Source organism: Pseudomonas sp. FW300-N1A1, from assembly GCF_058789115.1.
The window spans coordinates 37,628-50,716 of the sequence record NZ_JBYTBK010000029.1; the positions used below are offsets into that span (position 1 = coordinate 37,628).

Consider the following 13,089-nt stretch of genomic DNA (forward strand, 5'->3'; position numbering starts at 1 on the left):
CCTGGTTATTTGTCCGGACTGTCGATGGTCAGTTTTTGCGGCGCGGTGGTGCTGCTGGCCAAAGGCTGGCTGCGACCGATCCACTCGCCGGCAGTCGGTTGACCGGCACGGGACACGCGCGCAACCAGTTGGACTTCAGGAAAGTTGGACAGTTTCAACTGCGGCATCATTGCGTCGGCATCACCCAGCTCAACGGTCACGGGCAGGTCGGCAACGGTCAGGCGCTTGGCTGCCAGCGGGGCCGGCGGGCCGGACGTGGCGCGCGCAAAGATGAACACGCTGTCACCCGGCAGGACCTTGGCCTTCAGGTCAGGCGCCAGGTCGACGGTCACCTTCAGCAGCGCCGCGGGCTTGGCCGCGGCTACCGGAGCCTTGGCCACGGCACCGCCGCTCTCCTGCAGTTTTTCGCTCGCCCGTTGAATGCCGCCCTGCAGGGCGCTGCGCGAATTGTCCTCGGCTGGCAGTTGCGCCAGCAGGCGATTCCAGTAGTCGATGGCCTCCTGGTAACGCTCGCCTTCGAAGGCCGCGATGCCCAGCAGGCCGAGGCTGGTGACTTCTTTCGGATCAGCCTTGAGCGCTTCGTCGGTCAACGCCTGGACCTTGTCCGACCACTTCTTGTTGTCGGCAAAGTACTGGGCCTGGGCCCACTGGCCGAGCAACTCGGGCTGACGACCGGCAATGGCCACGGTGCGTTCGAAAATCTTCGCGGCGTCCGCCGGACGGTCCTGGGCCATATAGGTACGCCCCAGGAAGTACAGGCCTTCGGCAGAGTCCGGCTGAGCGGCAACGGCACGCTCCAGGCGCAGGGTCATCTCTTCCATGGTCTGCGGCGCCTGGGCGAATTCGCGGGTCAACTCGACCTTGTCGCTGGCACCAAAATGCAGGTACAGCCCCAGCCCCAACACCGGCACCAGGATCGCGGCCAGCAACGGCAGCGGCTTGCCCAGGCGGGAAACCCGACCGGTATCGGCACCTTCGGTGTCGGCCAACAGCTCACGGGCGGCTTCGTCACGACCGACGCTCATCTGCGTCGCATCGAGCACGCCTTCGGCCTGCTGCGACTGCAACTCGGCCACGCGCTCTTGGTAAAGCGCCACGTTCAGCGCGGTACGATCCTCTTCGCGCTGGGCGCGACGGCCCCGCAGCACCGGGATCAACAGAAAACTCAGGGCAACCAGTAGAAGCAGACCTGCAGCGAGCCAGAAATCAATCATTCTTGGTTTTTATCCAACAGTTGGTCGAGGCGCTTGCGCTCCTCGTCAGTAAGCGTGTCCTTGCCAGCGGCACGCTCGACGCGCCGACGACGGACGATCAGGGCAATCACCACCACACCCCCGAGCAACAGCCCGGCCGGGCCAAACCACAGCAATGCCGTCTTGCCGGTCAAGGCCGGCTTGTAGCGCACGAAGTCGCCGTAGCGATCGACCATGAAGTCGATGATCTGCTGGTTGTCCTTGCCCTCGCCGAGCATGCGGAAAATCTCTTTGCGCAGGTCAGCGGCAATCGGCGCGTTGGAGTCGGCAATGTCCTGGTTCTGGCACTTGGGGCAACGCAGCTCTTTGGTCAGCTCGCGAAACCGCTCGCGATCGCCTTCCTTGGCGAACTCGTAGGTGTCGATGGCCGCGTGGGCCACACCCGCGATGCTCAAGCCCAGTACGGCGGCAGCAATCCAGCGCTTCATGGCTTGGCCTCGTCGACCAGCGCCTGGTACTTGGGCGCCAGTTGCTCACGCCAGACCACTTCGTCGATCACCCCGACGTATTTGTCGCGAATGATGCCCTTGGCGTCGATGAAGAAGGTTTCCGGGGCACCGTAGACACCCAGGTTCAAGCCCAGGGTGCCCTCCTCGTCACGGATGTCCAGCAGGTACGGGTTGTGGAACTCGGCCAACCACTTCAGGGCGTCGGCATTGACGTCCTTGTAGTTGACGCCGTAGATCACCACGCCCTGCTCGGCCAGCTTGTTCAGCACCGGGTGTTCGACCCGGCAGGAAATGCACCAGGTCCCCCAGACGTTGACCAGTGCCGGCTTGCCCAGCAGGTCGGCGCGGGTCAGGGTCTTGTCGCCCTGCACCGTGGGCAGGGTGAACTCCGGGAACGGCTTGCCGATCATCGCCGAAGGCAACTCGGCCGGGTTCAGGTACAAACCGCGATAAAGAAACACGGCGACCACCAGGAACAGCGCCAGTGGCAACACCATCAACCAACGTCTCATGCAGTCGCTCCCGTCATGCCCAGTGCTTCACGCACACGGCTTTTCACCTTGACCCGATAACGCCGGTCCATTGCCGCCAGCAAACCGCCAAAACCGGTGAGCAGGCCGCCGAACCAGATCCAGCGCACGAACGGCTTGACGTGCACGCGCACGGCCCAGGCGCCATCGCCCAGGGATTCACCCAGGGCCACATAGATGTCACGGGTGAAACCGGCATCGATCCCGGCCTCGGTCATGACCGAGTTCTGCACGGTATACAGGCGTTTTTCCGGGTGCAGGACACTGACTTCCTTGCCATCGCGGATCACCCGCACGGTGCCCTTGTCGGAGGTGAAGTTCGGGCCTTCGAAGTGCTTGGCCCCTTCGAACACGAAGTGATAACCGGCCAGCTCCATCGACTCGCCCGGGTCCAGGCGCAAATCGCGCTCGGCGCTGTTCTGGCTCGACAGCACCACGCCCAGCGCGCACACGGCAATGCCCAGATGCGCGATCTGCATACCCCAGTAGCTGCGGGTCAGGGTCGGCAGGCCCTTGATCAGGCCCTTGTGACGGGTTTTGTCGAAGATGTCACGCACACCGGCCAGCAACACCCAGGCCGCGAGCATGAAGGTCGCCAACACCGCCCAGTTGAAATCGCCGTAGGCGATCCCGGCCACCACCGCCAGCGCGGCGCTGCCCAGCAGCACCGGGGTCAGCATGCCCAACAACCATTTCACCGGGGTGTCTTTCCAGCGCACCAGCACGCCCACCGCCATCACCACCATCAGCAATGCCATCAATGGAATGAACAGGGCATTGAAGTACGGCGGGCCCACCGACAGCTTGGCGCCGGTCAGGGCGTCCAGCACCAGCGGGTACAAGGTGCCCAGCAGAATCATCGAGGCCGCCACCACCAGTACCAGGTTATTGCCCAGCAGCAGGGTTTCCCGGGACCACAGGTTGAAGCCCACGTGGCTCTTGACCACCGGCGCACGCAAGGCAAACAGCGTCAGTGAACCGCCCACCACGAACAGCAGGAAGATCAGGATGAACACGCCACGCTCAGGGTCCGAGGCGAACGCATGCACCGACGTCAGGACGCCGGAACGGACCAGGAAGGTGCCCAGCAGGCTCAGGGAAAACGCGGCGATGGCCAGCAACACGGTCCAGCTCTTGAACACACCCCGCTTTTCAGTCACCGCCAGCGAGTGAATCAGCGCAGTACCGACCAGCCATGGCATGAACGAGGCGTTTTCCACCGGGTCCCAGAACCACCAGCCACCCCAGCCGAGTTCGTAGTAGGCCCACCACGAGCCGAGGGTGATGCCGATACCCAGGAAAGCCCAGGCAACAATGGTCCAGGGACGGGACCAACGGGCCCACGCCGCATCCAGGCGACCGCCCATCAACGCGGCAATGGCGAAGGCGAAGGCCACCGAGAAGCCGACGTAACCCATGTAGAGCATCGGCGGGTGAACAATCAGGCCGATGTCTTGCAGCAACGGATTGAGGTCGGCGCCATCCGTCGGCATTTGCGGCAGGATGCGCTCGAACGGGTTCGAGGTAGCGATCAGGAACAGCAGGAAACCGGTGCTGATCATGCCCATCACCGCCAGTACCCGGGCCAGCATGACCTGCGGCAGTTGCCGGGAGAACACCGACACCGCGAAGGTCCAGCCACCGAGAATCAGCGCCCACAACAACAGGGAACCTTCGTGGGCGCCCCACACGGCGCTGAACTTGTAGTACCAGGGCAACGCGCTGTTGGAGTTGTTGGCCACATAGGCGACCGAGAAGTCATCGGCCATGAAGGCATAGGTCAGGCACCCGAAGGCGAACGCCAGAAAGGTGAACTGCCCCCACGCCGCTGGCTGGGCCAGGCCCATCCACAGGCGATCGCCGCGCCAGGCGCCGAACAACGGCACAATGGCCTGCACGACGGCAAAACACAGGGCGAGAATCATCGCCAGGTGGCCAAGCTCGGGAATAAAGAGACCGGAAGTCATGGATCAACCCTCCTTCGCGGGTGTGGGAGCGGATTGACCACTGTCTTTGAGCGCCTTGGTCACTTCGGGCGGCATGTACTTCTCGTCGTGCTTGGCCAACACTTCGTCTGCCACTACCACGCCATCGGCGTTCAGCTTGCCCAGCGCAACGATGCCCTGCCCTTCGCGGAACAGGTCCGGAAGGATGCCGCGGTAGGTGATGGTCACGGACTTGTTGAAGTCGGTCACCACGAACCTCACGTCCAGCGAATCGCCGGAACGTTGCAGGGACCCGGCTTCGACCATGCCGCCCGCGCGGATGCGCGTGTCTTGCGGGGCTTCGCCGTTGGCGATCTGGGTCGGCGTGTAGAACAGGTTGATGTTCTGCTGCAGGGCGCTCAAGGCCAGGCCGACGGCAGCGCCGACACCGACCAGGATCGCGAGAATGATGACAAGACGCTTTTTACGCAGCGGATTCACTGGCTGTTCTCCCGGCGCAGACGACGCGCCTCTTGTTGCAGATAACGCTTGCGGGCCAGGATCGGCGCGGCCACGTTGAGGGCCAGTACCGCCAGGCAGATGCCATAGGCCGACCAGACATAAAGACCGTGATGGCCCATGGCGAGGAAGTCGCCAAATGAAGCGAAACTCATGACGCGGCCTCCAGGCTGTTTTGCACTTCGGCTTTCACCCAGCTGGCACGCGCTTCGCGCTTGAGCACTTCAAGGCGCATGCGCAGCAATAGCACGGCGCCGAAGAAACAGTAGAAGCCCAGCACCGTGAGCAACAACGGCAGCCACATTTCCGCCGGCATCGCCGGTTTTTCGGTAAGGGTGAAGGTGGCGCCCTGGTGCAGGGTGTTCCACCACTCCACCGAGTACTTGATGATCGGGATGTTGATCACGCCGACAATCGCCAGCACCGCGCAGGCCTTGGCCGCGCTGTCGCGATTGCTGATGGCATTGCCCAGGGCAATCAGGCCGAAATACAGAAACAGCAGGATCAGCATCGACGTCAGCCGTGCATCCCAGACCCACCACGAGCCCCAGGTCGGCTTGCCCCAGATCGCCCCGGTCACCAGCGCCACGGCGGTCATCCAGGCACCGATCGGCGCGGCGCACTGCAGGGCCACGTCCGCCAGTTTCATCTTCCACACAAGTCCGACAATGCCGCAGACCGCCAGCATCACATAGACGGACTGGGCCAGCATGGCGGCCGGCACATGAATGTAGATGATCCGGAAGCTGTTGCCTTGCTGGTAGTCCGGCGGCGCGAAGGCCAGGCCCCAGACGGCACCGATGCCGATCAGCAGCAACGCGGCGATGCTCAGCCAGGGCAGCATTCTACCGCTGATGCCGTAAAACCACTTGGGTGAGCCGAGTTTATGAAACCAGGTCCAGTTCATTACTGTTTCCATCACGGTTGTTTTTCGTTGTCACGAAAAGCCAGGGCCTTTACTGGTTAAAAAATAACCAGGCCTCATTATTCGCCGACGCTGATCTTCAGGCCAGCGGCTATTGCAAAGGGTGTCAGGGTTATCGCCAGGGCGGCCAGGCTACCCAGCCACAGCAGATAACCGGTTGCCGGCATACCCTGGAGCGCCGCCTGCAAGGCGCCACTGCCCAGGATCAACACCGGGATATACAACGGCAAAATCAACAGCGCCAGCAGCAAGCCACCACGTTTGAGCCCCACCGTCAGTGCCGCGCCGACCGCACCGAGCAGGCTCAGTACCGGTGTACCCAGCAACAGCGACAAGAGCAAAACCGGCAGACAGGCGGCAGGTAAACCGAGCATCAACGCCAGTAACGGCGCAAGCAATACCAGTGCCAGGCCGGAAAACGCCCAGTGTGCCAGTACCTTGGCCAAAACCAGAAGAGGCAGGGGGTGCGACGAAAGGACCCACTGCTCAAGGGATCCGTCCTCGAAATCACTGCGGAAAAGCCCGTCCAGCGAGAGCAAAACCGATAAAAGGGCCGCTACCCAGACTAGGCCCGGCGACAAGGTTTGCAACAATTGTGTCTCAGGTCCGACCGCCAGCGGAAACAATGCGACGACGATGGCGAAGAATACGAGAGGATTGGCCAGTTCTGCCGGACGACGACACAGCAAGCGCGCCTCACGGGCGACCAACAGCGCAAAGACACTCATACGGCCCACCGCCCCAGATCAATGTCGCGGTAACCGGCCGGCATCCGGGTCAGGGTGTGGTGAGTGGTCAAGACCACCATGCCACCCTGCTCGCAGTGTGCGGCCAGGTGTTCTTCCAATTGGGCGACACCTTGTTTGTCGAGCGCGGTAAACGGCTCGTCGAGAATCCACAGCTTCGGGCTGTCCAGGTACAACCGCGCCAGCGCGACCCGGCGTTGCTGCCCCGCGGACAGGGTGTGGCAGGGAACATCTTCGAAACCGCGCAGTCCTACCGCTTCCAGCGCCCGCCAGATGGCCTCATGGCTCGCCGGTCGATGCAAGGCGCACAACCAGCTGAGGTTCTCCTCAGGGGTCAGCAAGTCCTTGATGCCGGCGGCATGGCCGATCCACAGCAGGTTGTGGGCCAACTCCGTGCGCTGTTGATTGAGTGGCTGGCCATTGAGCAACACCTGGCCGCTGGTGGGCTGCATCAACCCGGAGAGCAGGCGCAGCAGGCTGGTCTTGCCGCTGCCGTTGGGGCCGCTGATCTGCAACATGTCACCGCTGCCCAGCTGCAATTCGAGGTGCTCGAAGAGCATTCGCAAGTCTCGCTCGCAGGCGAGCGCTACGGCTTGTAGTCGAGGGATGGTCAAAAGATCGCGGGCCTTTACGGTTCAAGTCGGCAGTGGATCGGCCGTTAAAGTGGTGCAGCATAGAGGCATTGACGGCCTGTTCCAGAGAGCTGGGTCAAACAATTGCGATGTTTTCGCAAGGTCTCCGAAGACGGGCCGCATTATACATGCGATGTCCTACTCTAAAGAGGGCAATTTCGACAGGGTGTGACCTGATGACCGGTGAGATCAACATTCTTCCACTGCCCCCCACCGCGGCGGTTCCGTCGCGCCAGCAGGTCAGTGGCGAGTTGCTCAAGCTGCTCACGCCCATGGACGGCCTGATCGCGGCCGGTAAAAGTGCCGACGCGCAAGTCCTGTCGCTCAAGCAGAACGACCAGACCTTCCAGCTCCTGCTCAAGGTCACGCTCGACAGCGGTCGCCAGACTACGGTGCAGGCCACCAGCAATCTGCCGCTGCCCCAGGGTACAAGCCTGACCATTACTCAACCCTCGGCCAACAACCTGGCAATCACGGTGCAACAGGCGCAGGCCGCGAACATTGCCGCCCTCACCCGCCTGGACACCTCGCAACTGCCAGTCGGCACGCTGTTACAGGGTAAAGTGCTGACCCAGCAGGCGTTACCCCAAACCCCGGGGCAACCGGCGGTGTACCGCTCCATGGTGAGCCTGCTCAACACGGCGCTCAGCGGCAGCACCTTGAGTATCGACAGCGCGCAACCGTTGCGCATCGGCACCCTGCTCAGTGCCCTGGTCCAGGACTCACAGACCCTGAGTTTCGTGCCGCTCGCCAACCGCCAGGATCAACTGGCGATTGCCCAACAGCTGATCAGCCAGCAGCACCGTCAAGGCTCACTGGAAGGCTTGCTCAAAGTCTTGCAAAACCTGCCCGCCGGCACCCAGCCCGCGCAGTTGCGCGCCACCGTCGAGCAACTGCTGGCAAGCCTGCCCGACGCGCAACAATTGAGCTCCAGCAAAGGGCTGGCGCAGGCGCTGGCCAATAGCGGTCTGTTTCTGGAAAACAAGCTGCTCGCCGGAGCGCCTCCCGAGCTGACCCAGGACCTGAAAGGCAACCTGCTACGCCTGGTGGCACAGCTGGCACCGGGGTTGCCGGCCAACACCAGTTTCAATGCCGCCATTGCGGCCAACACCTTGGCCCAGGCCCTGCCAAGCTTCGTGCGTAACGCCCTCGGGACCCTGGGCCAGGTCAGTGCCAAACCGCATCCCGGCAGCTTTCCCCTGCCCTCGCGCCTACTGCAGAGCCAGGACGGCGAAGGCAACCTGGAGCACCTGCTGCGTCTGGCGGCAGCGGCCATCTCTCGCCTGCAAAGTCATCAACTGGCGGGCCTGGAGCAAACCGGCATGACCGAGGAGGGTCGGCTGCAAACCACCTGGCAATTGGAAATCCCCATGCGCAATGGGCAAGACATCGTACCGCTGCAGGTCAAACTCCAGCGTGAAGATCCGCCTCCCCGGGAACACAAGGAGCAACCCGCCGAACGCGAATCCCGGCAGCCACTGTGGCGGGTTGACCTGGCCTTCGACCTCGAACCGCTGGGGCCGCTGCAGGTGCAGGCGCAACTGGTACGCGGCAGCCTGTCCAGCCAGCTCTGGGCCGAGCAGCCCTACACCGCGAGCCTGATCGAACAGCATCTGGGCAGCCTGCGCGCGCAACTGCTGGCCGCCGGGCTGAACGTTGGCGAACTGGATTGCCACCTCGGCAAACCACCCCAGGGCCCGCGAACCCGCCTCGAACAACGCTGGGTCGACGATACCGCATGAAAAACCCCAATCCGCCCCGCCAAGCCATTGCCCTCAAGTACGACGGCGCCCACGCCCCCACGCTGACCGCCAAGGGCGACGAAGCGCTGGCCGAAGCCATCCTGAAAATCGCCCGCGACTGTGAAGTGCCGATCTATGAAAACGCCGAACTGGTGAGATTGCTGGCGCGAATGGAATTGGGCGACAGCATTCCGGAGGAGTTGTATCGCACGATTGCCGAGATCATTGCGTTTGCCTGGAAACTCAAGGGCAAGTTTCCGGCGGGCTATGACGCGCAGGCGCCGATGGCGGCGCGGGATGTGACAGATCGAGGGGAGGGTTATTGATCCAGCAGGCGCTGCAAGTTCAATGTGGCGAGGGAGCTTGCGCCCGCCGGCCGGTCCGCGTTCGGCGCAGCAATCGCAAAAAAGCTGACGAGGTCTATCTGGAAGAAAGCAATTGTAGGTTTCAGGGCCGCTTCGCAGCCCAGCGGGAGCACGCTCCCTCGCCACAATTGTTCACCCGGCGCCAGACGCTCGTCATTGCTTTTAGTTTTTGTGCATCTTACGCATCAACTCCGCCTCAGCCTGGGTCAAGCCGCAGGACTGAGTGAGTTCATCGACGCTGGCGCCCATTCCCACCAGCCGCGCCGCCTGGGCGAACGACAGGCTGGTCGGGTCGCGCTGCTCGAGCTGCGCCAGTTTGTCCGGCAAGGGCCCGACCACCGCACGCAACTCATGCAGGTCTTCGCCCATGCGCACGTTACCGTCCTGGTAGTTGTCGACGCGTCTGGCCAGGTCCTTGATACGTTGATCGCGCAACGCATCCGCCTTGGCCTGCTCCACCGCCAGCTCGCGCTGCTTGCGGGTGTAGGCCAGACACATCGCCAGGGTGCCGATCCAGAGCAACCCCAGCACAATGACAGCAACCTCGAGAATCAATCAGATACTCTCCAGTTCCGACCACTCTTCTTCGCTCATCATCTTGTCCAGCTCGACCAGGATCAGCAATTCGTTGTTCTTGTTGCACACGCCCTGGATGAACTTGGCCGACTCTTCGTTGCCGACATTCGGCGCGGTCTCGATTTCCGACTGACGCAGGTAAACCACTTCAGCCACGCTGTCGACCATGATCCCGACCACTTGCTTGTCGGCCTCGATGATCACGATCCGGGTGTTGTCGCTGACTTCCACAGTCCCCAGGCCAAAGCGCTGGCGAGTGTCGATCACCGTGACCACGTTGCCGCGCAGGTTGATGATCCCCAGCACGTAACTTGGCGCACCCGGAACCGGAGCGATCTCGGTGTAACGCAGGACTTCCTGAACGCGCATCACGTTGATGCCGTAGGTTTCATTGTCCAGCTTGAAGGTTACCCATTGCAGGATCGGATCTTCGGAACCCTTTGCAGACGACGCCTTATCATTCATACCCTGACCCCTCGAAAAACCGCCCATGGCGGTGTGTGTTCTGCCTGGCCGCACGGTGCATGCGACCCGCTGTCTGTTATGTCGGTCAATTGACCGGTTTCAAATTGCCCATGTGCCTGGCGCCACCACTGGCGATCAACTCCGCCAGTTCCGAGACGTCCAGCAACGCACACATGTGTTCGATCACGGTGCCTGCCAACCAGGGTCGTTGACCACGGTGGCTGCGCCATTTGATTTCGTTCGGATCCAGGCGCAACGAGCGGCTGACCTGATGCACGGCCAGCCCCCACTCATAACCCTGAACCGAGATCACGTATTGCAGGCCCTGGCGAAAATCGTCGCGATAGCGATCGGGCATGACCCAGCGCGCGGTATCCAGCACCTTCAGGTTGCCGGCCTGGCTCGGCAAGATCCCGAGGAACCACTCCGGCTGCCCGAACAACGGTGTCAGCTCGTGCCCGGCCAGCGGATAGATCGACCCCAGGCACACCAGCGGCACGGCCAGGGTCAAACCGGCGACGTCGAACAGCAGGCATTCGAACGGCTCCGCGGCCCAGCTCGGCCGGCCATCGCCCTCGAGCGGAGGTGGTGTCTGGCTGGGCGGCAAGTGCACTTCAGCCACGGGCTCAACCAGCAGCGGCGATAACGGAGCAACCAAAACCACGGGCGCCAGAATCGGTGCAGGGGCTTCCAGCACCGACACCACGACAGGTTCACTGGCCATCGCCGGGGTGAGCGGCTCGGCCACCACCACGGTGGCCTGCGCGTCACGCGCCTGCTCTTCGAGCACCGCGGCCTGGAACTCGTCCAGCGCGCCTTCAGCCTCGATCACCTCGAGGACTTCAATGACCTGGACCACTTCGGGTGCCAGCTCTTCGGTCGCCTCTTGCAGCAATCCATCCAGATAGGACTGCAATGCCAGTTGCGGGCGAGACGCGATCTGTACCGGCCGATTCATCTCAAGCCACCTGCGCGACAAGTTGCTGGGCCAGCAAGTGCTTGAGCAACGAACGATAGGCCAGCACGCCACGGCTCTTGCCGTCGAACTGCGAAGGTGTCAGCCCCGCCCGGCTGGCGTCGCGCAGCCGGGTATCGACCGGGATATAGCCTTGCCAGATGTCATCCGGGTACAGGTCGCGCAACACCCTCAAGGTGCCGAGCGAAGCCTGGGTGCGACGGTCGAACAGGGTCGGCACGATGGTGAACGGCAACGCCTGCTTGCGTGAGCGGTTGATCATTGCCAGGGTATTGACCATGCGCTCCAGCCCTTTGACCGCCAGGTGCTCGGTCTGAACCGGGATCACCAGTTGCTGGCTGGCCGCCAAGGCGTTGACCATCAGCACACCGAGCAACGGCGGGCTGTCGATCAGTGCGTAATCGAAGTCCTGCCACAGCTGCGCCAGACTCTTGGCGATGACCAGGCCCAGGCCACTCTGCCCCGGCGACTGGCGCTCAAGGGTGGCCAGCGCGGTGCTCGAGGGCAACAGGGAAATGTGCTCGTCGCTGGTCGGCAACAGCAACTGCCCGGGCAGCCCCTGGGGCACGCTGCCCTTGTGCAAGAACAGGTCGTAGCTGCTGTGCTCCAGGCTATCGGGGTCGTAGCCGAAGTAGCTGGTCATGGAGCCGTGGGGGTCCAGGTCGACCACGACCACGCGCTTGCCCGCCTCGGCCAGTAATCCGGCTAAAGCGATGGAGGACGTGGTTTTACCAACACCACCCTTTTGATTGGCAACTGCCCAGACTCTCATTCAGTTCGTTCCTCCCGGTCGTACAGGGGCAACCGAGAAATAGCTCAACGTGTTAAGCCGGGTGACGGAGAATTGACGGCACTCGCGTTGCCCGGCGACTTGACAGGCGTCGGTGCAGTTTGTGTGCCAGCACGCTTCAAGGCGGCGTCCGGTTGCGCATGGGCGGCTCCGGTGGCGGTCAGGCTGCGCCGCACATCGAGATTGCGCGACACCACCAGCACCACCCGACGGTTGCGTGCGCGGCCTTCGGCGGTGGCGTTGTTGGCCACCGGCTGAAACTCACCGTAACCCACCGAGGCCAGCCGCCCGGGGTTGACCCCCTGCATGGCCAGCATGCGCACGATGCTCGCCGAACGGGCCGACGACAGCTCCCAGTTGGTCGGGTACTGCGCGGTGCGGATCGGTTGATCGTCGGTGAACCCTTCAACGTGAATCGGGTTGTCGAACGGCTTCAGAATCGCCGCGACCTTGTCGATGATGCTGAACGCGATATCGCTGGGCATGGCGTCGCCGCTGCCGAACAGCAAGCTGGAATTCAGTTCGATCTCAACCCACAACTCGTTACCGCGCACGGTCATCTGGTTGGAACTGATCAAGTCGCCAAACGCCGCGCTGATGTCGTCGGCAATGCTCTTGAGCGGGTCGTTGCTTGATTGGGCGAGCCCTGCGTCGATCTGCTCGGCGTCCTTGACCAGCGGCTGGGCCGGGGTCACGGTGCGCGGACGCTCGTCACCAATGGGGATCGGCTTGAGGGCGCGATCCGAATCGGTGAACACGCCGATCAAGGCTTCGGAGATGACCTTGTACTTGCCTTCGTTGATCGAAGAGATGGAATACATCACCACGAAAAAGGCGAACAGCAACGTAATGAAGTCAGCGTAGGAAACCAGCCAGCGCTCATGGTTGACATGCTCTTCAGTGTGGCGACGACGTGCCATGATCAGGGTGTGCTCACAGTAAATGACGAAGCGCGTTGGCGCTGTGATTGTGCCAGGCAAGGCGCGGGGCGCCGAGAATGGTCGCTCCCTTCTCAAACCACGCAACGCAGCCTGGCGCAATCACAGCGCCAACCCGGAGGGCAGCGCCCTGCGAGCCGCAATACGTCGTTATTCGTCGTTCATTTGAAGCAACCAAACTTCTCTCCTTACGCCAAGTCTTGCGGCTCGCAGGGCGCTGCGCGCTCGTCATTTACTGTGAGCACACCCTGCAATCCC

General features: G+C 62.6%; 16 protein-coding genes. 2 read left to right on the forward strand and 14 right to left on the reverse strand.

Annotation, left to right across the window (positions count from 1 at the left end):
- Positions 1 to 5: 5 nt before the first annotated feature.
- From ccmI to ccmA, 9 genes are all read right to left on the reverse strand, one after another.
- Positions 6 to 1,214: a c-type cytochrome biogenesis protein CcmI gene (ccmI, locus tag AC3WQN_RS18650; protein ID WP_103400971.1), complete on the reverse strand. Its 1,209-nt coding sequence runs from the start codon at positions 1,212 to 1,214 to the stop codon at positions 6 to 8.
- Positions 1,211 to 1,681 (reverse strand): cytochrome c-type biogenesis protein, encoded by a 471-nt coding sequence (locus tag AC3WQN_RS18655; protein ID WP_095080100.1) that lies wholly within the window; start codon positions 1,679 to 1,681, stop codon positions 1,211 to 1,213. The genes ccmI and AC3WQN_RS18655 overlap by 4 nt, the downstream gene beginning before the upstream one ends.
- Positions 1,678 to 2,214, reverse strand: a complete 537-nt coding sequence (locus AC3WQN_RS18660) for a DsbE family thiol:disulfide interchange protein (RefSeq protein ID WP_103400972.1) — start codon at positions 2,212 to 2,214, stop codon at positions 1,678 to 1,680. The genes AC3WQN_RS18655 and AC3WQN_RS18660 overlap by 4 nt, the downstream gene beginning before the upstream one ends.
- On the reverse strand, positions 2,211 to 4,199 hold the full coding sequence (locus tag AC3WQN_RS18665; RefSeq protein WP_103400973.1) for a heme lyase CcmF/NrfE family subunit: 1,989 nt from the start codon (positions 4,197 to 4,199) through the stop codon (positions 2,211 to 2,213). Before AC3WQN_RS18665 ends, AC3WQN_RS18660 begins: the two co-directional genes overlap by 4 nt.
- Positions 4,200 to 4,202: 3 nt before the next feature.
- Positions 4,203 to 4,658, reverse strand: a complete 456-nt coding sequence (gene ccmE, locus AC3WQN_RS18670; RefSeq protein WP_095080103.1) for a cytochrome c maturation protein CcmE — start codon at positions 4,656 to 4,658, stop codon at positions 4,203 to 4,205.
- The gene (gene ccmD / locus AC3WQN_RS18675; protein ID WP_095080104.1) at positions 4,655 to 4,831 is read right to left on the reverse strand and encodes a heme exporter protein CcmD; all 177 of its coding nucleotides are present in this window, start codon (positions 4,829 to 4,831) and stop codon (positions 4,655 to 4,657) included. The genes ccmE and ccmD overlap by 4 nt, the downstream gene beginning before the upstream one ends.
- Positions 4,828 to 5,583, reverse strand: a complete 756-nt coding sequence (locus AC3WQN_RS18680; protein WP_103400974.1) for a heme ABC transporter permease — start codon at positions 5,581 to 5,583, stop codon at positions 4,828 to 4,830. Before AC3WQN_RS18680 ends, ccmD begins: the two co-directional genes overlap by 4 nt.
- Before the next feature lie 77 nt (positions 5,584 to 5,660).
- Positions 5,661 to 6,329, reverse strand: a complete 669-nt coding sequence (gene ccmB, locus AC3WQN_RS18685) for a heme exporter protein CcmB (RefSeq protein ID WP_103400975.1) — start codon at positions 6,327 to 6,329, stop codon at positions 5,661 to 5,663.
- On the reverse strand, positions 6,326 to 6,907 hold the full coding sequence (gene ccmA / locus AC3WQN_RS18690; RefSeq protein WP_492589173.1) for a cytochrome c biogenesis heme-transporting ATPase CcmA: 582 nt from the start codon (positions 6,905 to 6,907) through the stop codon (positions 6,326 to 6,328). The genes ccmB and ccmA overlap by 4 nt, the downstream gene beginning before the upstream one ends.
- Before the next feature lie 248 nt (positions 6,908 to 7,155).
- On the opposite strand from ccmA, the gene fliK reads away from it, so the two are divergent.
- Entirely contained in the window at positions 7,156 to 8,721 is a 1,566-nt protein-coding gene (fliK, locus tag AC3WQN_RS18695; protein ID WP_103400977.1) for a flagellar hook-length control protein FliK, read from the forward strand.
- Positions 8,718 to 9,047, forward strand: a complete 330-nt coding sequence (locus AC3WQN_RS18700; RefSeq protein ID WP_103400978.1) for an EscU/YscU/HrcU family type III secretion system export apparatus switch protein — start codon at positions 8,718 to 8,720, stop codon at positions 9,045 to 9,047. The genes fliK and AC3WQN_RS18700 overlap by 4 nt, the downstream gene beginning before the upstream one ends.
- 201 nt (positions 9,048 to 9,248) lie before the next feature.
- On the opposite strand, the gene AC3WQN_RS18705 is transcribed toward AC3WQN_RS18700, so the two are convergent.
- The 5 genes from AC3WQN_RS18705 to motD all read right to left on the reverse strand — a co-directional run bounded on the left by AC3WQN_RS18705 (position 9,249) and on the right by motD (position 12,813).
- On the reverse strand, positions 9,249 to 9,641 hold the full coding sequence (locus AC3WQN_RS18705; protein WP_103400979.1) for a DUF2802 domain-containing protein: 393 nt from the start codon (positions 9,639 to 9,641) through the stop codon (positions 9,249 to 9,251).
- Entirely contained in the window at positions 9,642 to 10,127 is a 486-nt protein-coding gene (locus AC3WQN_RS18710; protein WP_019692361.1) for a chemotaxis protein CheW, read from the reverse strand.
- Positions 10,128 to 10,212: 85 nt separating this feature from the next.
- Positions 10,213 to 11,085, reverse strand: a complete 873-nt coding sequence (locus AC3WQN_RS18715) for a CheW domain-containing protein (protein WP_103400980.1) — start codon at positions 11,083 to 11,085, stop codon at positions 10,213 to 10,215.
- A gap of 1 nt (position 11,086) precedes the next feature.
- Positions 11,087 to 11,875, reverse strand: coding sequence for a ParA family protein (locus AC3WQN_RS18720; protein ID WP_095148567.1), 789 nt, complete (start codon positions 11,873 to 11,875; stop codon positions 11,087 to 11,089).
- A gap of 44 nt (positions 11,876 to 11,919) precedes the next feature.
- Positions 11,920 to 12,813, reverse strand: a complete 894-nt coding sequence (gene motD / locus AC3WQN_RS18725) for a flagellar motor protein MotD (protein WP_103400981.1) — start codon at positions 12,811 to 12,813, stop codon at positions 11,920 to 11,922.
- Positions 12,814 to 13,089 lie beyond the last annotated feature (276 nt).